Origin of the sequence: Pseudoalteromonas sp. GABNS16E (assembly GCF_028598715.1) — a bacterium.
Classification (GTDB): Bacteria; Pseudomonadota; Gammaproteobacteria; order Enterobacterales; family Alteromonadaceae; genus Pseudoalteromonas; species Pseudoalteromonas atlantica.
Window position 1 is genome coordinate 39,295 of sequence record NZ_JAQREZ010000005.1, and the last position, 24,017, is coordinate 63,311.

18 protein-coding genes are annotated in these 24,017 nt (G+C 43.0%); 10 read left to right on the forward strand and 8 right to left on the reverse strand.

From position 1 onward, the window contains the following. Positions 1-11: 11 nt before the first annotated feature. From PSI06_RS03590 to PSI06_RS03620, 7 genes are all read left to right on the forward strand, one after another. On the forward strand, positions 12-401 hold the full coding sequence (locus tag PSI06_RS03590; protein WP_024032015.1) for an acyl-CoA thioesterase: 390 nt from the start codon (positions 12-14) through the stop codon (positions 399-401). A 181-nt stretch (positions 402-582) separates the two neighbouring features. After that, on the forward strand, positions 583-1,563 hold the full coding sequence (locus PSI06_RS03595; protein WP_273602984.1) for an aldose epimerase family protein: 981 nt from the start codon (positions 583-585) through the stop codon (positions 1,561-1,563). Between the two features lie 186 nt (positions 1,564-1,749). Beyond that, positions 1,750-4,497 carry a TonB-dependent receptor gene (locus tag PSI06_RS03600; RefSeq protein WP_273602985.1) on the forward strand — a complete coding sequence of 916 codons (2,748 nt, stop codon included), beginning with the start codon at positions 1,750-1,752 and terminating at the stop codon, positions 4,495-4,497. A gap of 173 nt (positions 4,498-4,670) precedes the next feature. Further along, a complete protein-coding gene (locus tag PSI06_RS03605; protein WP_273602986.1) occupies positions 4,671-6,197 on the forward strand; it encodes a tryptophan halogenase family protein in 1,527 nt (508 codons plus the stop codon). A 12-nt stretch (positions 6,198-6,209) separates the two neighbouring features. Then, positions 6,210-6,971: a SapC family protein gene (locus PSI06_RS03610; protein ID WP_096041016.1), complete on the forward strand. Its 762-nt coding sequence runs from the start codon at positions 6,210-6,212 to the stop codon at positions 6,969-6,971. An 81-nt stretch (positions 6,972-7,052) separates the two neighbouring features. Next, positions 7,053-8,531, forward strand: coding sequence for an SLC5 family protein (locus tag PSI06_RS03615; RefSeq protein ID WP_273604979.1), 1,479 nt, complete (start codon positions 7,053-7,055; stop codon positions 8,529-8,531). 444 nt (positions 8,532-8,975) lie between these two features. After that, positions 8,976-11,108 (forward strand): alpha-galactosidase, encoded by a 2,133-nt coding sequence (locus PSI06_RS03620; protein ID WP_273602988.1) that lies wholly within the window; start codon positions 8,976-8,978, stop codon positions 11,106-11,108. 63 nt (positions 11,109-11,171) lie between these two features. Here PSI06_RS03620 and PSI06_RS03625 read toward each other — a convergent pair whose 3' ends face one another. Continuing rightward, positions 11,172-11,873 carry a FadR/GntR family transcriptional regulator gene (locus PSI06_RS03625; RefSeq protein ID WP_004588172.1) on the reverse strand — a complete coding sequence of 234 codons (702 nt, stop codon included), beginning with the start codon at positions 11,871-11,873 and terminating at the stop codon, positions 11,172-11,174. A gap of 177 nt (positions 11,874-12,050) precedes the next feature. Here PSI06_RS03625 and PSI06_RS03630 point away from each other — a divergent pair, with 177 nt between their 5' ends. After that, positions 12,051-12,809, forward strand: coding sequence for an SDR family NAD(P)-dependent oxidoreductase (locus tag PSI06_RS03630; RefSeq protein WP_024032022.1), 759 nt, complete (start codon positions 12,051-12,053; stop codon positions 12,807-12,809). 1 nt (position 12,810) lies between these two features. Then, the gene (locus PSI06_RS03635) at positions 12,811-13,761 is read left to right on the forward strand and encodes a 2-dehydro-3-deoxygalactonokinase (RefSeq protein ID WP_273602989.1); all 951 of its coding nucleotides are present in this window, start codon (positions 12,811-12,813) and stop codon (positions 13,759-13,761) included. An 85-nt stretch (positions 13,762-13,846) separates the two neighbouring features. Here the strand turns inward: PSI06_RS03635 and glpD are convergent, their stop codons facing one another. The 7 genes from glpD to galE form a co-directional block, all read right to left on the reverse strand. Then, entirely contained in the window at positions 13,847-15,352 is a 1,506-nt protein-coding gene (gene glpD / locus PSI06_RS03640; protein WP_273602990.1) for a glycerol-3-phosphate dehydrogenase, read from the reverse strand. Between the two features lie 201 nt (positions 15,353-15,553). Continuing rightward, entirely contained in the window at positions 15,554-17,056 is a 1,503-nt protein-coding gene (gene glpK, locus PSI06_RS03645) for a glycerol kinase GlpK (protein WP_096041021.1), read from the reverse strand. Positions 17,057-17,261: 205 nt separating this feature from the next. After that, positions 17,262-18,590 carry an alpha/beta hydrolase family protein gene (locus PSI06_RS03650; RefSeq protein WP_273602991.1) on the reverse strand — a complete coding sequence of 443 codons (1,329 nt, stop codon included), beginning with the start codon at positions 18,588-18,590 and terminating at the stop codon, positions 17,262-17,264. Positions 18,591-18,621: 31 nt separating this feature from the next. Beyond that, a complete protein-coding gene (locus PSI06_RS03655) occupies positions 18,622-19,623 on the reverse strand; it encodes a Gfo/Idh/MocA family protein (protein ID WP_273602992.1) in 1,002 nt (333 codons plus the stop codon). Positions 19,624-19,642: 19 nt separating this feature from the next. Further along, entirely contained in the window at positions 19,643-20,791 is a 1,149-nt protein-coding gene (gene galK, locus PSI06_RS03660) for a galactokinase (RefSeq protein WP_024032028.1), read from the reverse strand. Then, entirely contained in the window at positions 20,781-21,845 is a 1,065-nt protein-coding gene (locus PSI06_RS03665) for a UDP-glucose--hexose-1-phosphate uridylyltransferase (RefSeq protein WP_273602993.1), read from the reverse strand. Before PSI06_RS03665 ends, galK begins: the two co-directional genes overlap by 11 nt. A 1-nt stretch (position 21,846) precedes the next feature. After that, positions 21,847-22,860 (reverse strand): UDP-glucose 4-epimerase GalE, encoded by a 1,014-nt coding sequence (galE, locus tag PSI06_RS03670; RefSeq protein WP_004588180.1) that lies wholly within the window; start codon positions 22,858-22,860, stop codon positions 21,847-21,849. Positions 22,861-23,166: 306 nt separating this feature from the next. On the opposite strand from galE, the gene PSI06_RS03675 reads away from it, so the two are divergent. Continuing rightward, positions 23,167-23,994 (forward strand): SDR family NAD(P)-dependent oxidoreductase, encoded by an 828-nt coding sequence (locus PSI06_RS03675; RefSeq protein ID WP_273602994.1) that lies wholly within the window; start codon positions 23,167-23,169, stop codon positions 23,992-23,994. The last annotated feature ends 23 nt before the right edge of the window (positions 23,995-24,017 follow it).

Genomic DNA, 24,017 nt, shown 5'->3' on the forward strand with positions numbered 1-24,017 from the left:
TTTGGATTTTTATGTTTATTGAAAAAGTGATGCCGCGCTTTAGCGAAACAGATGCACTCGGACACATCAACAATACCGTACTACCTGTGTGGTTTGAAGCCGCACGCGTCCCTATTTTTAAATTTTTTACCCCCGATCTAAACCCACACGACTGGAAACTGATCATTGCTAAAATAGAAGCATCGTTTGTAGGGGAATTATTTTATGCTCACGAAGTGACGATTAAAACAGCTGTTGAGCATGTAGGAAATAGCTCTTTTACCATTAAGCAAGAGGCGTGGCAGCAAGGTAAATGCTGTGTTGTGGGTAAAACTGTATTAGTGCGTTATAACTTTAAAAACAAAGCTAAACAAAATTTAAGCGAAGCAGAAGTCGCAGCACTCAGCGAACACCTAGTTTAACTAGGTGCATTTACTCCACGCAACGAGGAGCGGTGATGTAAACCACAAGCGACAGCTGTGAATTTTTATAGCGTTATTTTAACGCATTTTGATTGAGTTACGCTTCTCACTTATATACTATTTATATTATATATTGTTGCACCGCTATGACAGGTACTGTTGAGCTGGTAGTTTATGGAGAATGAATGTGGCATCTACAACTGGCAATAAACCATTAGAGGTAATAACGCTTAGCGATGGTAAAAGCTTAACTGCAGAAATATTGCCATTTGGCGCTATTATCAAAAGCATAAAGTTTAATAACCAAGAGATGACACTGTGCGTTAACGAACCTGCTTATTATTTAGAAAACCCATTTTATTTAGGGGCAACAGTCGGGCGCTACGCAAATCGTATTGAAAACGGACGTTTTGTATTATCAGGCACAGAGTACCAACTTAAAGCAAATAATGGCCCAAATAGCTTACACGGCGGCGAAAAAGGCTTTAATAAAGTACTGTGGCAAGTCACTAAACAAAGCAATAATGACGTGGAGCTCTATTACTGCTCGGCAGATGGAGAAGAAGGCTTTCCTGGCCAATTACAAGTTTGGCAAACAATTACTGCACGCAATGGCGAGCTAATCCTCAGTTACAAAGCCATTACCGATAAAGAAACCCTCGTTAACTTTACCAACCACTGCTATTTTAATCTTGAAGGCAGGGAGAGCATTAATAATCACCTGCTGCAAATAAATACCGCAACGTATTTACCTATCGATAGTAACAGTATACCGCTTGCCCATCATGAAGATGGCTCGGGCAGCTGCTTTGATTTTACTCACCCTAAGCCCATTGGCGATGCACTTTGCGCACAGCATGCACAGCTTGATGCCGGTAGTGGCTTTGATCATTGCTATATTTTTAGCGATGACAATCGTTTAAAAACAATGGCTACATTAACCTCGCCACACACGGGCGTTAATTTAACCCTTAAAAGTACCCAACCTGGTATGCAGCTTTATACGGCAAATTTTGTAGGTTCTCCTTTTAAAGCACGCCAAGCAGTGTGTTTAGAAGCTCAAAACTGGCCCAATGCAGCAAATAGAAGCGATTATCCAAAAGCTAATTTATTGCCGGATGAAGAATATAATCAGCAAATAATTTTTGCGTTTTCGCAATAACATACTAATTCCACTGTTAAATTAAAGAAAACAAAAAGAAAAATACACGTAACAAAAAGATAGCCATAATTAAGGAAAAGGTTGCACTTTTGCTCGATTTAAAGTATTTATATTATAAATAGTATTTGAAGCTATACACACCACACAACGACAAAATGACTACACACAATCAGGAGTTTTTAAAAAATGATAATTAACAATAAGTTATCGTTCAACAAGAAAACCGCACTCAGTATTGCTATTACAGGCATATTGGCAAGCGGCCACGTTGCAGCTCAAGGCGCTGAAGGCGACACACCGACAGTAGTAGATAAAGATGTTGAGGTTATCGCAGTAACGGGTATTCGCAGCAGCTTACGTTCATCAATGTTAGATAAAAAAGCATCTAATGTTGTAACCGATGGGATTAAAGCAGAAGATCTTGGTAAATTTCCTGATTTAAACGTAGCAGAGTCTCTGCAACGTATTACAGGTGTAGCCATTGACCGTAGTGGCGGTGAAGGGCAAGCAGTAACAATTCGTGGTTTTGGCCCACAATTTAACACGGTACTTGTAAATGGTCGTCAAATTGCGACTGACAGTGCGGGGCGTGAATTTAATTTTGATGTATTAGCGGCAGACCAAATCACCGGCGCTGATATTTATAAAAGTAACAGTGCAACGCTTCAAGAAGGCGGCATTGGTGGTACGGTTAACGTAACCACAGCTCGTCCATTCGATTTTGGTGGCTTACATGTGATTGGTTCAGTAAAAGGTATGTACGAAAGCCTTTCTGAAGAAGTATCGCCATCGGCTTCATTTTTAGTAAGTAATACGTTTAACGACGACAAGCTCGGTGTGCTTTTTGCCATCACTAACCAACAACGTAAGCTGCAAAATAACCAAATTTTAACGGCTGGTTGGCGCGGTGGACAAACTATTTCAAATCCACAAGACGGCGTATTGTACGACAATGCATACATCCCACGTAACTGGGACCAAGTTGTAGATGAGCAAGACCGTGAACGTACTAATGCAAGTTTAGTATTACAATATGCACCGTCTGACGATATTACTATTACTGTAGATGGTTTAATTTCAAAATTTGAAGTGGACTCATCAGTACGCGATTTAGCTTCTTGGTTTGAACCAGACCGCGTAGGTAGCGCAACAATCGATCCAGAAACGGGCACCTTGCTTACCTTTACGCAAGAGGTGGGTTTAGGTAACGCCAGTGGCAACCCTGCAACCGACTTTGTATCACACACACGTAACTCGCGTGATGTAACTAACAAAGCATTTGGTATTAACGTTGACTGGCAAGTAAACGAGTCATTAAAAGCAAAATTTGACGTATCTCGCTCAACAGCTGAAAACGACCGTGCTGGTAATGACCGCTTTAACGTAGTGGGTATTATTAACAGCTACAGCTTTGACGGCACCGGTAGCGTTCCTACCGTACAGCATGATGGTTTTGAAAATGGCTCGCTGCCAGATGCAAGCCTTGCGCGTCTTCACCACAACGAAATTGGTAACCAGTTTACTGATGAAGATGAAATTACCGAAATCAAAGCCGATTTTGAATACGTACCAGATAAAGGCCCAGTTGATCGCATTAACTTTGGTGCTTATCGTCAGGAACGTGAAAAATCAAGCTTCCAAATTTTTGGTAGCCAATGTCAATTTTGTGGTTACGGCACTGAAGCGCCACTTGATGAAATTGATTTTGAAGCTTACTCAGCAAGTAACTACTTCCCAGGTTTAATCGATACATTTTATAGCTACGACGGCGATAAAATGCTTGATTACCTTGCTGACCAAGGTTTCCCTGTAGAGCCAACACTACAAAATAACCGTTACACAATTAACGAAGATATCACTAGCCTTTACATGGACTTTACCATTGGTTTTGACCTAGCTGATATGCCAGTAACGGTTAACATGGGTGCACGTTACTCAGAAACTGATATTGAAGTAGCTGCCGTACAAAGCTTTATCAGCGATGTTATACCTACCTCTGATGCCACTTTATTCCAAAACGTATTTGGCCCGGCAACAGACATTCAAGAAGGGACGAGTTACTCAAACTTACTTCCTTCTTTTAACGTTAAGCTTGAACTGCAAGACAACATGATTTTACGCTTTGCAGCGTACGACAGTATTACTCGTCCTACTATGTCACAGTTATCACCTGCGACCACGTTTAACGAGCCTCGTCGTCAAAACTTAACAGCAAGTGGTGGTAACCCTGCACTTAAGCCGTTCCAATCTGAAAACTGGGATATCTCTTACGAGTGGTACTACAACGACGCTAACTTATTTAGCTTTGCCGTATTTAGTAAAGAAGTGGATGACTTTATTGTTACCCTAACCGGCGACGAAACATACGACATGACTGACCGTACAGGCCCTGATTTTGCGTGTACAACCTGTACTGACCAAAGCGATGCCGAACTTAACGGTAGCTCAGAAGTTTACACTGTAAGCCGCCCGCAAAATGGCGAGTCTGCAACGGTAACGGGTTACGAAATCGGTGTAACTCATATGTTTGAAAACGGCTTTGGTTTTATTGCTAATGCCACGGTAGTAGATAGCGACATTAGTGTTGATGGCGATACAAGCCAAACATTTGCACTTGAAGGGTTAGGTGATTCACAAAACTTAGTGCTGTTTTACGAGCAAGATAACTGGCAGGCACGTGTTGCATTTAACAACCGTGAGGGCTTTTTACGCTTAGTTGATAACGGCTTTAACGGCGAACCAGTGAACGTAGAAACGTACGGTCAATGGGATATTAGTGCAAGCTACGATATCAACGAAAACTTCACTATTTTTGCCGAAGGCATCAACATTACTGAAGAAGAGCTAGTGCAAACGGGCCGTTTTGCTAATCAAATCTACTCTGTAGAAGATAATGGCTCACGTTACGCGTTTGGTATTCGCGGTACGTTTTAATTGATAGCAGAGGCAGCGATTGCCTCTTAGTTTTCATTGCAGTGCATTATAAGTACTGTTACTAATAAAGTTAGTAGCTAATTTGCACAAAATGAGACTAATTTAAACAAATGCCCGAAAGGGCATTTGTTGTCTAACCGGTTATCAATAAAGTACTCAAAGAGTAGTCCGTTATGAATAAAGCAATAAAAATAATCGCCGTAATTGGTGGCGGCACAGCAGGATGGCTGAGCGCTGCAATTATCGCTTCGTATCACCAAGGTAATAAGGGTGATGGCTTAAAAGTGATGTTGGTAGAATCATCTGATATTCCAACAATTGGTGTAGGTGAAGGTACCTGGCCCACTATGAAAAACACACTTCAGCAAATTGGTTTGCGAGAAGTGGATGTATTTAAAGCCTGTAATGCCACCTTTAAACAAGGCGGTAAATTTGTAAACTGGACGCATGGCAACAACGATTTTTACTACCATCCCTTTACGGTACCGCTAGGTTACGGCCGTATAGATTTAGCCCCCTATTTAGATAATGTTGAAAACTTTGCTCAGCAAACTAATTTTCAGCACGATATTTGCGAAGCAAACCTAGCCCCGAGAGGCATTGCGCAAGGCGAGTATCAAGCAAATTGTAATTACGCATACCATTTAGATGCCGGCGCCTTTGCTGAGCTATTAAAGCAACATTGTAAGAGCAAACTAGGCATTGAGCACATTATTGGCACCGTTGATCAGGTAAAGCTTGATGAAAGCGGGGCTATAGACACGCTTACCTTAACCGATCAAACCCGCACCATAAACGCTGATTTATACATAGACTGCACGGGTTTTTCATCGCTGTTATTAGGCCAAGCCCTTAACGTGCCATTTAAAAAAATGGATCACGTATTATTTAACGACAGCGCCCTAGCTATGCAAGTCCCCTACGACGAAGGTGATGAGTCACTGGCCAGTCATACCATTGCCACCGCACAAAATGCTGGGTGGATTTGGGATATAGGCCTAACGCATCGCCGTGGTGTAGGGCATGTATATTCAAGCAAGTTTTTATCAGATGAAGAAGCCGAACAAAACTTACGTAACTATTTAGGTGATGCCGCTAAAGGCTTAACTGCCCGAAAAATAAGTTTTGAGTCAGGCTATCGCGAAAAATTTTGGCACAAAAACTGTGTCGCAGTGGGAATGTCGGCAGGTTTTGTAGAGCCCCTTGAGGCAACCGCCATTATGTTGGTTGAAATTTCGTCTCGCTTTGTTGCAGAGCATATGCCAGCCGATACCCAAGTAATGCCCATTGTTGCAAAGCGCTTTAATGAGCAAATGGATTATCGCTGGCAGCGTATTATCGACTTTTTAAAACTACATTACATGTTAACTAAGCGCCCAGAGCCTTATTGGCAAGCGCACGTACAACCACAAAGCATTCCGCAAAGTTTACAAGAAGACTTACTGCTTTGGGGGACGCGTGGCCCACTTATTCAAGATTTTCATGGCGCATTAGAGCTATTTCCTGCCGCCAGTTACCAGTATGTTTTATACGGTATGGGCTTTAAGCCCGACTTTACTAAGCAAGCGTATTTGTACTCAAACGATGCGCAAGCAAATCAAATAATTGAACGTAACAGCCAGCTTACACAGCAGATGTTGCAAACGTTGCCGCCTCACCGTGCTTATATTGAGCAGTGGCTTGCGGCTAACCCAGTTTAAGGATGTGTAACTATGGCAATTAGTGAACTATCAAATACTCAGCACCAAGCAATAAAAATTAACCCTAATGCGGGTGTTGAATACGCAAAAACACAGCACTTAGTTAATCTGCGTGCAAACGAAGTAGCAAAAGCGGCCTGCGATTTACCTATTTTTTTAGCGCGTAACGCACACAACGGCAGCTACACTATTTCGGGCTTAACCAGCTTTAGTGCTCAGCAAAGTTTATTTGTGAGTAACAATCAATGGCAAGCGCTGTACATGCCTGTGTGCATGCAAACCCAGCCGCTTTATTTACTCACTCGTGAGGCAAATAGCAGTGATTACTTTATTGCTATTGATGAGCAAAGCTCAGCCGTTAATACCCAGCAAGGCGAGCCGTTATTTGATGCCAAAGGCAACCCAAGCCTGTATTTAAGTGCGCAGCAAAAACTACTAGAAAGCGATTTAAAAAATGATTACCAAACGTACCAATTTACCCAAGAAATTGCCCGCTTAGGGCTTATTAAAAACATAGATATTGTTTTGCAGTTTGAACAAGGCGAGGCGCAAACTATTCAAGGTTTGAGCACTGTTGATGAAGATAAACTGCAAACTTTAGACAGCGATACCATTGCCAATTTACACAAACAAGGTTACCTGAGCGTACTTAACAGCATGCTTATTTCGTTGTTTCAGTTAAATGCGTTAGTAAAGCGTCACAACCAGCATCCTGAACTTATGCCATTAAAGCAAATCAAGTTAGAACTAAGTCGAGATGCACACGCACTGTAAGGTGCAATTTATTAATTAGCCTTCATAGGTTAATACGTTCACATAGACAGACATTGCGTTTAACGCGCTGGAGACACACACATGTCAGACAACATTTTGCAGTTGGTGGTTTTTTTCTTTGTAACCGCTTTAATTGGTGGACTTACATATTGGAAGTGCCGAGGCCAAAACCGTAATAGTGGTGATAATCAAACAAAAGAGTATTTTTTAGCGGGCGGTGGCCTTACTTGGATGTTTGTAGCAGGCTCAATTACGCTCACAAATTTAAGTACCGACCAGCTGGTGGGTATGAATGGCAATCAAATGGCCTTGCTTGTGTGGTGGGAATTGGCGGCTATTTTAGGGCTTATTATTTTAGCCAAAGTATTTATTCCTGTTTATTACAAGTACAACTGTACAACCACCACAGAGCTGTTAGAAAAACGCTACAACAACAAGCACATTCGCGCTGTTATTGGTGGCTTATTCTTTTTAGGTAATGCGCTAATTTACATGCCTGCGGTTATTTATTCTGGTGCGCTATTTATGCAGACCATGTTTAAGGTTGATATTCCGCTAATATACATAGCGACCGCATTTGCTTTAGTAGGCGCTATTTATGCATTTTTTGGTGGCTTACGTGCGGTTGCCGTATCCGATACCTACAATGGTTTATTAGTGTTAGGTATGGCAATACTGGTCGTATTTTTAGCGCTTAACGCGATTGATTACGACTTTAGCGGTATTCCACAAGAGCGCTTAACATTAATTGGTGATGCTGACTCGCCAATCCCTTGGCCTACGCTTTTAACCGGTATGATCTTTATTCAAATGTATTACTGGGGTACTAACCAAACCATTACCCAGCGTGCAATGGCTGCGCCAAACGTTAAAGAAGCGCAAAAAGGGATATTTGCAGCAGCGGGTATTCGCTTTTTAATTGTACCGGCGATTGTGGTACTACCGGGTATTATTTCGTACAAATTGTATGGCGACATTGGCGATGCAGCTTATGGTCGAATTGTAGGTGATGTAATGCCTGCATGGTTAACGGGTGTGTTTGCCGCAGCAATGGCGGCGGCAGTGCTTTCTACTTATAACAGCTTATTAAACTCGGCTACGGCACTTTACGTGTGTGATATTCACGAAGCTTACTTTAATAAAGAGCCAAGTGTAGTAAAGCTAAGTGGTTACGTTACGTTGTTACTTACTAGTTTAACGCTTGTGCTTGTGCCAATTTATCAGCAAGCCGACAGCATTATTAACTTACTACAACAGTTAAACGGCTTATTAAGTATGCCTATATTCTCAATTTTTGTAGTGGGCTTATTGTTTAAAAATGTGGATGCGCGTGCAGGTATTGCCGCGGTAATTTTAGGCGTTGTTATGTATGGCATGCTGACGTTTGAAAATTCGCCGCTACATACTGAACTACACTATATTCACTTAATGCCAATTACACTTATTGTATGTGTAGCCTTTGCGTTAATCGTTAATAAAGTAGTGTTTGGTTTAAATGCACAGTGGGCAGGTAAAACACCTGCTATTGAAGATACGCCACCAGTGCACGCACCAAAATAACCAGCAATAAAAAGTTAAGTCACTTTTTATTAGCCAGTTAACACATTACTAAATCGGCCTAAGGTAACTTAGGCCGATTTTTATTTATTCAATTAATCGACACTGTAGATAACACCCATGGGCAATAATACTTAATCATTTTGCGGGTCTAAACGTGTGACTACCTGCTGGGGTTTTACAGACTACCCCAGGCTAAGAGCCCCTAAATATAATATTGCTCAAGGTGGTATTAAATTTTTTAACCGCTGTTTAAGTTAATGACTGGTATAGCCAGTAATAATATTGGCTAAATTACACCGTAAACACTATCTAAAAGTAATTTGTATGATATATACTATTATTTTAAAATCACTGACTGCAATTTGATGCAGTAAGCGGCGAGTAAGCACACATATAATGTACTCGCGTATTAAACTCATCTTCATTAAAGAGGACAGGAGAATCATGGCTGATATTAAACCATTCTTTCGATTAGACAGCGCAAGCAGCACCGTTATTTTCGACTGCCAGAGCAAAACCCCAGCGTTACTTTATTTTGGTAAGCGCCTATCTGAGCAAACAACTGAAACAATGCTAACTCAGCTTGCGACTCGTCAGGAAGTAAAATGTGCCGTGGTTGAAGAAGCACCTATTTCTCTTTCTCCACTATTAGGTGAAGGCTTTACAGGCGCGCCAGGGCTAGAGCTGTCAAACGACACCATAGCTTGGTCAGTTGGGCCTGCTCTTCAAGATGTTCGTCAGCCAACCCATTCTAGTTTAGAGTTTGTAAGTGTTGATGAGCTGCGTGGTATTGAAGTAGTGCACAGCATCACACTTGATAGCAACACCGATGTGCTAAGTGCGCATACCGTATTAACTAATTTAAGTGATGCACCGCTAAGCGTTAACTTTTGCGCCGCACCCACGTTCCAACTACCCGATAGCATGAACAAGCTAGTGAGCTTTGAAGGACGTTGGTCTAACGAATTTCAACGCCAATCGGTTGATTTAGTATTAGGCAGCTTTGTACGCGAAAACCGCAAAGGTAAAACATCGCACGACGTATTCCCTGGCTTATTAGTTCATAGCGAAGGCGCAGGCGAGCAACAAGGCGAGTGTTATGGCTTTCATTTAGGTTGGAGCGGTAACAACAAGCTACGCGCTGAGCTATTACCAGAAGGGCGCCGTTATGTGCAAATGGGTGAGTTATTATTACCGGGCGAGCTAACCCTTGCTAAAGGCCAAACGTATCAAAGCCCAAGTATTTATGGCTCGTTTTCGAGCGATGGCTTTAGTGCGCTGTCGCGTAATTTTCATCGTTTTGTTAAAGCTAACTTACTTAGCCAAGCACAGCGCGAAAAAACACGCCCAGTACATTACAACACGTGGGAAGGTATTTACTTCGATCACGATGTAGACACGCTAAAGCAGCTAGCCGATAAAGTAGCGCCATTAGGTATTGAGCGTTTTGTACTGGACGACGGTTGGTTTAAAGGTCGCCGTGGTGATTATGCAGGCCTAGGTGATTGGACCGTAGACTACGAAATTTATCCAGACGGCCTATCGCCAGTGATTGACCATGTAAATAGCTTAGGCATGGAGTTTGGTATTTGGTTTGAACCTGAAATGGTAAACCCAGATAGTGACTTATACCGCGCCCATCCTGATTGGGTATTAGGCTCAGAAAATAACGAGCAACTTAGCTTTAGAAACCAGCTAGTGCTTGATTTAACGCGCACTGAGGTTATTGAATACCTATACAAAGCGATTGATGACATTTTAGTTGAATTCCCAACAATTAAGTACATTAAATGGGATATGAACCGCGATATAAACCACGCGGGTAACTTCTCAGGCAAGCCTGCGGTGCATCAGCAAACACTGGCACTGTATCGCTTAATCGACCGTATTAAAGCGGCGCACCCAGGCCTTGAAATAGAAAGCTGTTCTTCAGGTGGTGCCCGTGTAGATTATGGTGTGCTTGCACACACAGACCGTGTATGGACGTCAGATTCTAACGATGCACTTGACCGTCTTGAAATTCAACGCGGCTGTTCGTTCTTCTTCCCATCGTCGGTTATGGGTGCACACGTAGGCCCTCGTGATTGTCATATCACAGGTCGTAATGTCAGTATTGAAATGCGTGCTGCGGTATCTATGTTTGGTCACATGGGTATTGAAATGGACCCACGTGAGCTGACCGATCACGAATACAATGCGCTTAAAGCGGCTATTTCGCTACACAAAGAGCACCGTGAATTTATTCATGCTGCCGATTTGTACCGCCTCGATAGCGACGATTTATCAATTAACTTTGGTTTAATCGACGAGCAAAAATCAAAAGCGTTATTTGCGTATAACAGTGTACGCGAAACACCGCGCACTGCGCCTAATAAGCTTCGTTTTGTTGGTTTAGATGCAGATACGCAGTACACACTTAATTTAGTGTGGCCTGTTAAATTTGAAGAATACCGACCTTCGTCTATTGCCGCTGTTAACGGGCAAACTTTTACGGGTGAAGCGTTGATGGAATTTGGCCTACAAATGCCAATTTCATTCCCGCAAACATCGCTTATTTTTGAGCTTAACAAAGCTTAAAATAGAGCAAGCAGTAAAAAGGGAGCTAATTAGCTCCCTTTTTTAATAATGTTTTTTAAGCTATTAGTCGAGTTTAGACTCAATCAACTCAAGCGCTTCTTCTAAAATAGTTTCTACTGCTTTTTTAGCGCGCTCTGGATTGCGCGATTTAATCGTATCTAAAATATCAGCATGCTTTGCAACGTCGGCCCCTGGCACACCTTTAATGTGGTTGGTGTAACGAATACTTACGCGCAGCGCGGTGCTAATAAATTCAGTGAGCTGTACAAAAAAGCGGTTATTACTAGCTACTAAAATACTGGTATGAAAGGCAATATCGGCTTCAAGCGGATCGTCTAAGCCTTGGTCTGCATCGGCCATGCGGGCAAGTGCGTTGTCTATTTCAGCAAGTTGTTCGGCGCTGGCATTTTCAGCTGCTAGGGCAGCGGCTTGTGGCTCAAGTGCGACACGTACTTGCGTAAACTCTTTTAATAAAGAAAGCGACGGTTTACTGCTTAAAATCCAGCGCAGTACATCTGTGTCAAACATATTCCAGCTGCTTTCTGGCAGTACGCGGATCCCTTGCTTAGGGCGAGAAGATATTAAGCCCTTAGCAGAGAGCATTTTAACTGCTTCGCGTGTTGCACTGCGGCTCACATCGTATTTTACGCATAGGTCAGCTTCTGAGGGCAGGCCTTCGTTAACAGGGTAAACGCCACGCACAATTGCAAAGCCTAAATCATGGGTTAATTGTTGTGTTAAATTTTGACGAGGTTGGCTTTTCATTGAGCGTTATCCGAATGAGTTATTGCTTTATTATATATCATATATCATATTAATGTACGAAAGGATATGTTATAAACTTTGTTAAAGGCAAGTATTTTAACACAGCTGTAACAGTAATCCTCTTTAGCAAATAATTATATATATTGAGAGGGCAGTCTGTATTATGGAGAAACGCATTTGAATAATCACGCTCACTACCCCAGTATTTCTGGCAAAGTTGTTTTTATTACCGGGGGCGCTTCAGGCATTGGCCGTGCAATGGTAAAGGCGTTCGCCGCTCAAGCTGCCAAAATTGCCTTTATAGATATTAATAACGAGGCTGCCCAATCTCTTATAGCCTCACTGCCTAACGCCAAATTGTGGTTTAGACAGGTTGATGTAACCGACTCAAATGCTTTACAGCAATCTTTGGTAGATGCATGTGCTGAACTAGGCGCTATTAATGTACTGGTAAACAATGTAGCCAACGACCGCCGCCAAGCCAGTGAAGACGTTACAGTACAAGATTGGGATCAATGCCTACAAATTAACTTAAATCCGGCGTTTTTTGCCTCGCAAGTCGCTATGTCTTTTATGAAAAGCGAAGGCGCGGGGAGTATTATTAATTTTAGCTCTATCAATGCCATAATGGGGCAGCCACAAATGGCGGGTTACGTAACGGCAAAGGCCGGTTTAATCGGCATGACTAAAGCACTGGCGCGCGATTATGGTGAATTTGGTATTCGGGTGAATGCTATTTTGCCGGGTTGGGTTGCCACCGACCGCCAATTAGCCAGTTGGTTTACCGAGCAAGAGCAAGTGAAGTGGATGGAAGCCATGGCACTTAAAAAGTTAGTAACCCCTGAAGATGTAGCTAATTTAGCACTTTTTTTAGCTGCCGACGAAAGCAGTATGATCACCGGTCAAGGTATTAAAATTGACGGTGGGAGGCTCTAAGTTGCAGCACTTAAACCTTTTTATAGCCGTAGATTGGGGCACGAGTCATTTACGCGCCTATTTATGCAGCGTAAATACCACAGGGCAGTTAACTTTAATTGCTCAGCGCGACGGCCCCGGTGTGATTAGAGATAAACAAAACTTTGAACATACTTTAATTGGTGTCGTTGCACCATGGACTAGCGAATACGGCGTTTTACCTATTTATATGGCAGGGCAAATCACCTCAAGTATTGGCTGGAAAGAAACCCCTTATTTAGCGTGCCCCATAAACCCCGAAAGCCTGCTTAGTGGCGCAATTAATTTTGATTGTGCAGGTAATAAAGTCAGTGCTTTGCCTGGTACAAAATGCACATTACAAAACAATTTATTTGATGTAATGCGCGGCGAAGAGCTGCAAATTTTAGGTTTTTTAAAGCAAAACCCGGCCTATCAGCATGGCAACGTACTCATTTGTTTACCCGGTACCCATACTAAATGGGTGCTGTTAAAAGATGGCCAAATTATCTGTTTTAAAACCGCAATGACCGGCGAATTATACGACTTGCTATGTCATCAAAGTGTACTTATTCCTAACGACTGTGAAGCAGGGGAATTTGATTGGCATGCATTTGAGCAAGGCTGTGAACTCACGTTAGGCAGTGACAGCGGTAATTTGGCGCACGGTATTTTTAGTGTCCGTACGCGCCAGCTTTCAAAAGAGTTAACACCAGTGCAAGCCAAGGCATACTTGTCGGGCGTGCTTATTGGTAGTGATGTACGCGCAGCACGCCATGCCAGTGAGTGGCAATTGGTGAATAATTCTAAAGTGGTGGTTATTGGCACAGAGCAACTAAATACCTGCTTTACCCATGCGTTAAATTGCATTGGTGTGCAATGTTTAGAGTTTGGCGTGAAAGAGGCTACGTTAAGTGGTTTTAACTACTTATTTAATAGTAATAAAATCAAGTAATATAAAAAGCCCCCAATATTGATTGTGCAATCATTGGGGGCTAGTTCTTAAATTAAGTAAGGGTTACATTGGCTGTAGCCTGCTGCTAGGCTGTTTTAGCCGCTTGGCTTTGCGTAATATAATGATTAAGCGTTGCCACTTGTGCTTCATTAAAGCGCAGCCCTAGTTTACTTCTGCGCCATAAAATATTGTAAGCGTTACCCGCCCATTCTTCATTTAGTAAGTAATCGACTTCTGCTGCAAATAAGCCATGGCCAAAATCTTGGCCTAAATCACTGAGCTGGGTTGCACTACCTAAAATTAGTTTTGCACGAGTCCCGTAGGTACGTACAAAGCGTTTAAGAGTGATTTCTGGTAACCAACTATAAGCCGCTTTAAGCTCATTGGTCAGCGCTTCTACCGAGCTAAAATCGCCACCAGGTAAGGCGCTGTGTTTGGTCCACGCTTCACTCATTTGCGGGTAAAATTCTTCAAGTTTATTTACCGCAGCTTCGGCAAGTTTACGGTAGGTGGTAATTTTGCCACCAAAAACACTTAACAGTGGTGTGTGTTTGCCTTCACTTGAAAGCTCTAACTTGTAATCACGCGTTACTTTTTGTGCATTCACTGATTCGTCATCAAGCAGTGGGCGCACACCTGAAAAGGTATGTACTATGTCTTCGCGTTTAATGTGGTTTTTAAAATAGCTGTTAGTAATATCGATTAAGTAATCGATTTCTTCATCACTAATTTTTACATCTTGCGCTGCGCCTTTGTGTTCAACATCGGTGGTGCCTACTAGCGAGTAGTCATCTTCAAAAGGTATAACAAACACAATGCGCTGATCTTTATTTTGTAAAATGTAGGCTTGTTTTTCATCGTGAATACGTGGCACAACAATATGGCTGCCTTTAACAAGGCGAATACTTTGTGGCGATTTTTCTATCAGTGCTTCGTCAAATAATTTTGCAACCCAGGGGCCTGCTGCATTAACAATACCTTTGGCTTTAATAGTCTGTTGCGCCTTAGTTTGTTGTTGCTCAAGCGTTACTTGCCATTGGTTATCGATGCGCTTTGCACTTACACACTTGGTTTGCGTAGCAATGGTTGCGCCTTTGTTTTGGGCTGCTAAGGCGTTTAAAATTACCAAACGTGAATCATCAACCCAGCCATCTGAGTATTCAAACCCTTTGGTAATTGAAGGTTCTAATACGCTGTTTTCACCAAATTTAATGCCACGCGAGCCAGCCAGTGTTTCGCGCTTAGCTAGGTTGTCGTACATAAATAAGCCAATGCGGATCATCCATGCTGGGCGTAGGTGCGATTGGTGCGGTAGCCTAAAGGTAAGCGGCCACATAATATGCGGGGCATTTTTAAGCAGCACTTCGCGCTCAGCCAAGGCTTCTTTTACTAATCTAAATTCGTAATGTTCAAGGTAGCGTAAACCGCCGTGGATCAGCTTAGAACTATTTGAAGACGTTGCACTGGCAAGGTCTGATTGTTCACACAATAGCACTTTTAATCCTCTGCCTGCTGCATCAGCTGCTATTCCAGTGCCGTTTACACCACCACCGACGACGAGTAGGTCGTATTCGTTATCTGCTAATTCCACCGAGCTAACCTTTTTATTTGTAATATAAATAAGACATATGGCATCATAAAGCTGCGGCCCTTATTTGACAATAGATAACCGCGCTTTTTGCTTGTTAATTTTCAATCCTGATCTTTTTAAAACATACAGCGTACAACGCGCCATTTAAGCGCTGTTGCCGGTGTTTTGTAAGCCGCTAATTTTAATTAGCGGCTAGGCGTATTACGCTTGTTTACTATCGTCACTAGAGAGACAAACTTGCGCTACACAGTGCTGCCACTTTGCGTATAAATCATTACGTTCGTCAGCGCTCATTGTTGGCTCAAAGCGACGGTCGCAGGTCCACATTTTTGCTAATTGCTCAGTTGACTCATACACACCGGTTTGTAAGCCTGCTAAGTATGCTACGCCTAAAGAGGTGGTTTCGGTCACTGTTGGGCGCTCTACCGTTGCGCCTAAAATGTTTGATAAAAAGGTCAGTACCCAGTTATTTTTAACCATACCGCCATCTACCCGTAACACGCTTGGGCGTAAGCCATCACGCTCCATTGCTTTTTGTAAGTCTTTGGTTTGATACCCAACCGATTGCAGCGCAGCAGCAACAATGGTGCTAATGCCCGAGTCGCGGGTTAAACCTAAAATAGCGCCACGTGCATTAGGGTCCCAGTAGGGCGCGCCTAAACCTGTAAACGAAGGCACTAAAAATACCCCATGATCAAGCGGTACATCTTTTACTAACGATTCGCTCTCTCCGGCATGGCTTAATAGTTTTAAGCCTTCAACAATCCACTGCATCGTGGCGCCTGCCATAAAAATGCTGCCTTCAATGGCATATGTTGGTTTGCCATTTAGCCTATAAGCCACCGTGGTTAGTAAGCGGTTTTCAGAGGTAAGCGCTTTTTCGCCGGTATTCAGCATTAAAAAACAGCCTGTACCGTAAGTACTTTTTGCCATGCCTTGTTCAAAACATGCATGTCCTACAAGGGCTGCTTGCTGATCGCCGGCAATACCACATACGCGTATTGGTGCGCCAAAAATCTCATCGCTGGTTGAGCCAAATTCGTCGGCTGAGTCCATCACTTGGGGCAGCATAGATTCAGGAATTTCGAATAAATCGAGGAGTTCTTGATCCCATTGCTGAGTATGAATATTAAATAACATAGTGCGTGATGCATTGGTGGCGTCGGTGCGGTGCTCTTTACCACCGGTTAACTGCCATAGTAAGTAGGTATCAACGGTACCAAACGCCAGTTCACCTGCAAGAGCTTGTTCGCGTGCGCCTTCAACGTTGTCTAAAATCCAGCGTACTTTAGTGGCCGAAAAATACGGGTCTAGCAGTAAGCCGGTTTTATCGCTTATGGTTTGGCAAAGCTCGTCAGTGCTTAGGCTTTCGCAGTAATCGCTGGTGCGGCGGTCTTGCCACACAATGGCGTTATAAATAGGTTTACCGGTTTTTTTGTTCCACACTAAAGTGGTTTCACGTTGGTTGGTGATACCAATGGCAATAATTTCTTCAGGCTTAACGTTTTTATCTGCTAATACTTCGCGGCTGGTACTTAGCACGGTTTGCCAAATATCGTTAGGGTCGTGTTCTACCCAACCATTTTGCGGAAAATGCTGCGAAAATTCTTGTTGTGCTGAGCCAAAAACGTCTGCATCTTTTGTAAACAAGATGGCCCGAGAGCTTGTGGTTCCTTGATCAATTGAGAGTATGTATTTTGACATGATATTTGTGTTATTTATCTTATCTTATATATGACTAGATTGCCTTTAACTTACATTAATGGCAATGATTTTTTCTTAAAATAGCCGTTCAAAAAATAAGCACGCTGTTTTTGTTTGCTAACTCTTTTAAATAACAGGTGTTTTATAGCAGCATTATTTTAAGTGCGTATGCGGCTAAATATAAAAATAGCCGCCAAAGTTTGTGTTACTTGGTGCGCGGTTTAGCTTGCTGCCAATCCATACCAGTAGAAAAACGATTATCAAACCCATGCCAAGCTGGCAGTGGCTTACCATTAACCACAGCTTGGTCGCCATTTTGTGGTAAGTCTAGGTATTCACATTGGCTGGTAATGCCTTTTACGTGGCAGTCCATCATAGCAAGTACAAAGTGTTTGTTGGTCTCGTTTAGGGTGCGCATTGACCACGAAGGCTCGTAGTAATGGCCTATATCTAATTCGCTGCTACGTTTGGCAATAGCAGGAGCAGGGTGCGGCGCAATATTATGGCGCGCATTTTTGTAAGTAAGCAGGTACTTGTCGGGGCTGCCCGTTTGGTTATATAGGTTTTTAATGCCTTCATAACCGGATATATCATCTAAGCTACCCGCTACATAAAGCGAAGGCACTTTAATGTTTTGCATAGCACTGGCATTAAATAAATTATGTTGCCCGCCCCAAGGCGCGAAGGCCACCATGGCTTTAATGCGTGTATCTACTTGTGGATTCTTATATTGCCCACCTGCACAGCTATTGAGTAATTGCTGCACTTGTTTTATTTGTGCAGGGTCTTTCATACCGGTAAACATTGCAGTGGTTTGCTCGTTAAAGTCATAACAGCCACCAATTGTATTAACCGCGCCAAAACCACCCATAGAGTAACCAATTACGCCTGCTTTTTTGTTATCTACTTGCTTGCTGGCAAAGTTGTTTTGTTCGTTAAAGTAGTTAAGTACAAATTGTTGATCGCGTGAGCGGTTAATAAGGGTACTAAAAAAGCCCGAAAACGGCGCATTTTTAAAATCAACATCTGCATTGGTTGAGTCGGTATGATCTATGGCTGCCACAATGTACCCATGCGATGCTAAATGTTCGCCCAAGTAATACATAATTGTACGATAGCCGGTATAACCGTGTGAGAGCACAATAACAGGGTAGTGCTCTTTGTTATTAATGGCTACATCGCGCATGGCATCGGCTTGTAAGGTAAACGCTTTACCTGTACGGGTTATGTCGCTGTAGCTAGTTAAGGGTGCGTTTGCACTGTCTGCTGCTGGGTACCACACTTCTACTTTTAAAGGGCGATCTTTTTCCCCTTGGGTTGCAGGGTCAAACTGCGCGGGATTTATTAAATCAAGCGTTTGTACGCCAACGCTGTAACTACCTTTAGCAGCAAGCTCAGGAAGTACTTCGCTGGTTAAAGGTGGGTAGAGTTGCTCTGGCGTTTTTTGATCTGCAAAAACAGTACTTGCAGTTAAGCAGCCCGTTGCTAGCAGCAAGGCTTTTGAAAACGCCTTTAACGTGTGTGTGGTTGTCATTGTGTATCCTTGTTGTGTGTATTTTTTATTATTAATCTAGCTCATGGGCTTCAACGCTATCGCTGTATTTAAGCTGCCACTGCGCCCGAAGCGTATCCATTATGTGCATTACCCGCAGGCTTGTGCTGAGCGGTAATACATTGCTTTGTGTTTGTTGTTGTAAAATACATTTGCTAACGTGAGCAATTTCAAATTTAAAGTTTTCATCGTCATTAAAACTAAAGTCAAACTGCTGTACTTGTTGTGCGTTTAAATGAAGCTCTAGCGACTGTGCACCAACAAATTCAGCAATGCGAATATACCCGTGCTCCCCTAAAATACAGGCTTCGGTAGGGCCATTTTGTTGTAACGCGCTACTAAGCTGCGCAAATTGCCCTTGGCCGTAATTTATAAGGGTTACACTGCGCTCATCTACGCCGGTCGTGCTTTTGTGTACTAATGATTTAATTTGTTCAGGGGCTTTATTAAATACCACATCGGCAATTGATATAGGGTAAATACCTAAATCAAGTAATGCGCCACCTGCGGTCGCTGGGTTCATTAAACGGTGTGAGTCAGCAAAGTTGCCCGCTAGGCTAAAGTTGGCATTCACACTGTGTACTTTGCCTATTACGCCCTCGCTTAATAGCTGCTGCAGTTTTACTATGGCAGATAAAAAGCGCATCCATACACCTTCCATTAAAAAGCAGTTTTGTTGTTCGGCTAACTGGCTAAGGGTTGTGAGTTGCTGTGCATTAACAGTAATGGGCTTTTCGCTGAGTACATGCTTATCGTGCACTAAGCATTGCGCAATAGTTTTAAAGTGTTGCTCGTGGGTATTAGCAATATAAATGGCGTCAATGTGTGGGCATTGCATAAGGGCTTGGTAGTTCTCATAGCCTTTAACTGAATAGTGTGTGGCAAATTCTTTTGCGCGTTGCTCGCTGGTCGATGCAGCGCCAATAAGCTGTGCATTAGCGCAATGCGCAATGCTTTTAGCAAAGGTGTGAGCAATATTGCCACACCCAATAATACCCCAATTAACCTTTGCCATGCTTATTCCTTAATGATGTTTAAAAAGACGTAATTTGTAATCCTGAACCTGCTGAACATACGTAAATGTCGGCATTTAAATTAAAACGTTCAAAGTAGTGCTGCTCAACCGCTGCTTTAATAAGTGGTACTTCTGCATCACGGCATAAACACACAATAGCACCGCCAAAACCGCCGCCGGTCATACGTACTGCACCGCGTTCGCCCATCGCTTCTTTACAAATTTCTACTAGGCCGTCGGTCGCTGGTACGGTTACTTCAAAGTAATGCTTAAGCGATTGGTGCGATGCCGCCATTAGCTCGCGTAGCGTATCAATGTCGTTATTTTGCAGCGCTTTAGTTGCTGCAATTACACGCTCGTTTTCGCTAATTACATGGTGTGCACGTTTGTATTCGTTTTCGCTTAGTGCATCTTTAGTTGCTTCAAGCGTGTCCATGGTGGCTTTACGAAGCGTGGCTACATTCATTTTTGCAGCTGCTTGCTCACAGTCAACACGACGTTGGTTGTACTCGCTATCTACCAATTTGCGTGGGTAGTTAGAGTTAACAATAACAATGTTTAAATCATCGGGTACTTTTACTGATTCAGTCGCTAGGTTTTCACAGTCAATTAAAAGCGCATGGCCGTTTTCGCCTTTTGCCGAAATAAGCTGATCCATAATGCCCGATTGGCAATGCATAAAGTCGTTTTCGGCTTCTTGGCCAAGTAAGGCAATTTTTTCTTCGCTTAAACCTAGCTGTGCAATATGGTTAAACATACCACCAATGGCCACTTCTAATGCCGCCGATGACGATAAGCCACTGCCTTGCGGTAAGTTACTGTCAATAAGTAAATCGGCGCCGCGCAAAGTATGGCCCGCGCGCTTTAAAACAAATGACACGGCACGGATATAGTTACCCCATTGCGATTGCCCTTCGCTGATGTCTTCATCAACACTAAAGCTGTCTTTTTCGCCTGGGTAATTTAACGAATGCACGGTAATGATGTTGTCGTCGCGCTCTTTAAACATAACTTGAGTACGAAACTCTAACGAGCACGGAAATACAAAGCCGTCGTTGTAATCGGTAAATTCGCCAATTAGGTTTACACGCCCAGGTGCTGCAGCAATACCTTGAGCAGGCGCACCGTACAGTGATAAAAATTGTTGTTGAAAATCGTTAAGCGTCATCTGTGTGTCCTGCTGTTTTTTTGTAGTGTGTGGTACTAGCTGCTTGTAAAATAGAGGCAGCTGTTTCTGCGCTTAAATCGCGCTGGCTTTCACCTAGCATTTCGTAGCCAACCATGTGTTTTTTAACGGTGGCAGAGCGAAGTAGCGGCGGGTAAAAATGGGCATGTAAGCGCCAATGTTGCTCATCTGAGTCACGATTAGCCGGTGCATTGTGCCATCCCATAGAATACGGGAAGCTACAATTAAATACGTTGTCGTATTTAGTGGTTAATACTTTAAGCGCTTGTGCTAGGGCGTCTGTTTGCGCATCGTTTAGCTGGCTAAAGTTTTGAATGTTATCTTTAGTTACAAGCAGTGTTTCAAACGGCCATGCTGCCCAAAATGGCACCACTACAAGCCAGTGCTCGTTTTCAAATACGACGCGGGTTTTATCCGTTTGCTCTTTTTGCACATAATCGGCAAGCATCGCACTGCCATGCTTTTTATAATAAGCAAGCTGCTGGGTATCTTCGGCTTCTATTTCAGTTGATAAGTGCGAATGTGCCCATACTTGGCCATGTGGATGAGGTTGCGAGCAACCCATGATCTCGCCTTTATTTTCAAATACCTGAACACACTCATAGTGTTGTGCAAGTTCTGTGTAGTTGTCTTTCCAGGTTTTTACTACTTCGTGTAGGGCATCGTGCTCAAGCTCTGGCAGTGTTTTGTTATGCTCTGGCGAAAAACAAATTACACGGCATTCGCCGCTTGCTTCATCAGCAATAAATAAATCGCTGTCTGAGTCTAAGCTTTGCGATTGCTTGCTCTCATTAGGGGTAAGTGCGCCAAAGTCATTTCTAAATACATGGGTGTATTTGTAATCTGGGTTGCTGTCGCCATTTGCACGGGTGTTGCCTGGGCAAAGTGGGCAGCTTTCATCGTGTTTTGGTAGTACGCTTTCGTTTACTGCTTCTGTAGCACCTAACCACGGGCGGTTATTACGATGTGGTGATACTAATACCCAGCGTCCCGTTAGCGGGTTTTTACGTCTGTGAGTACTTTCTAATAAAGCCATGTTAACTCTCCAACCCACTAGGGTAATTAGTTTGCCAGCGCCATGTGTCGTTGGTCATGTCGCTCAGTGTTAGTTCTGCGTGCCAGTTAAGGGTGGTTTGCGCTTTTGTGGCATCGGCGTAATTACAGGCAATATCGCCTGCTCGGCGCGGTGCACTTTTATACGGAATATCTTTATTGGCTGATGCGCTAAATGCTTTGATCATATCAAGCACCGAATACCCTTGGCCGGTGCCTAGGTTGTATGCATGAAAGGCAGTATCTGTTTTATGTTGCATAAAGGCCGCTACATGGCCCTTAGCTAAATCTAAAACGTGAATATAGTCGCGCACGCCGGTGCCATCTTTGGTGTCGTAGTCGTCACCAAAAATATTAACCACTTCGCGTTTACCTACCGCAGTTTGAGCAATAAATGGCATTAAGTTATTTGGGATACCATTTGGGCTTTCGCCTAATAAGCCGCTTGGGTGCGCACCAACAGGGTTAAAGTAGCGAAGAGCAATGCCCATAAATTGGCTGTTGGCATTACATACGTCTTGCATGGCTTGTTCAACCATAACTTTTGTCCAACCGTAAGGGTTAGTAGCGCGTATAGGGTGTTTTTCATCAATAGGTAGGTAGTCTGGCTCGCCGTACACAGTGGCCGATGAGCTAAATATAATATGGTTAACGCCTACCTCTTGCATGTTTTGTAGCATGCTTAATGTGCCCGACACATTGTTTTGGTAATAACGCAGTGGTTGCTCGGTTGATTCACCTACCGCTTTAAGTGCTGCAAAGTGAAATACAGCCTCAGCTTGGCTGTGTTTAAGGGCAAGTTTAAACTGCTGCTCGTCTTGAATGTCACCTAAAATAAACTCAAAACGGGTGCCGGTAATTTTTTCGAGTTGATCAAGCACACGGGGGCTTGCGTTAGATAAGTTGTCGTAAATAACTGGGGTAATGCCTGCCTCATGAAGGGCAATACATGTGTGGCTACCTATATAACCCATACCGCCTGTAACTAAAACTTTCATGTGTTTTCTCGAAAAGTGTATTTATATGATAAATACTACTATTAAGGTAATTTAAAAACAATAGTTATGATTGCCCGTTATTTCAAATAAAAGCTTAAAATTTACCCAAGCAAAGGCACAATGGCTATACCTACTTAATAAGGGCGCATAGGTTTATCAATTAATTCTATAAACTGATTCTACTGAGCCACTAATTATTAGTCGCTAAAAGTGGTGGTACTATTAGTAAATAGCAGTGAGCTAATGCGTGTGTAATTTGTCGTTAATGCAATGGCCAAAGTCTTAATACAAAAAGGAACGTTCAACATGAAAAAAACAATTTTATTAACTGGTGCCACCGACGGTATTGGCCTAGAGACCGCTAAAATGTTGTTAGCGCAAGGGCACACTGTATTATTACACGGGCGCAACCAAGACAAGTTAAATACCGTACAAGCAAGCTTAAATGCTGATTACCCGCAAGCAAGCACAGCCACCTACATTGCCGATTTAAGCGATATGGCGCAAGTAAACACCTTAGCTCAGTCAGTGTTAGCCGACTTACAAAACGCGAATAAAATACTTGATGTAGTTATTAATAACGCCGGTGTTTATAAATTGGCAAATATTACTACTGTAAATGGGCTAGATGCACGTTTTGCAGTTAATACGTTAGCGCCTTATTTACTTACTAAAGCGTTACTGCCTGTAATGAACACGCAATCACGTGTGGTTAACGTGTCATCGGCTGCACAAACTAGCGTTAACTTTGACTCGTTAGTGGGCAACAAGCCACTATCAGATAGCGCAGCCTACGCGCAAAGCAAATTGGCTATTACTATGTGGTCGCGTCACTTAGGTTTAGCACTTAAAGGTAACGGGCCGTTAGTTGTTGCGGTAAACCCTAAGTCGTTACTAGGTAGTAAAATGGTAAAAGATGCCTACGGGCTTGCTGGTGGCGACTTAAAACTAGGCGCTGATATTTTTTGCCGCGCCGCATTAAGTGACGAATTTAAAGATGCCACTGGCCTTTATTTCGATAACGATGCAGAGCGCTTTGCACCGCCACATCCAGATGCGCTCAACCCTGCTAAAAATCAGCAGTTAGTTGATACGTTAGATAGCCTGCTTGCTCAGCTGGATGCTGATAGCTAGTAGCAAATTAACGCGAAAAGATT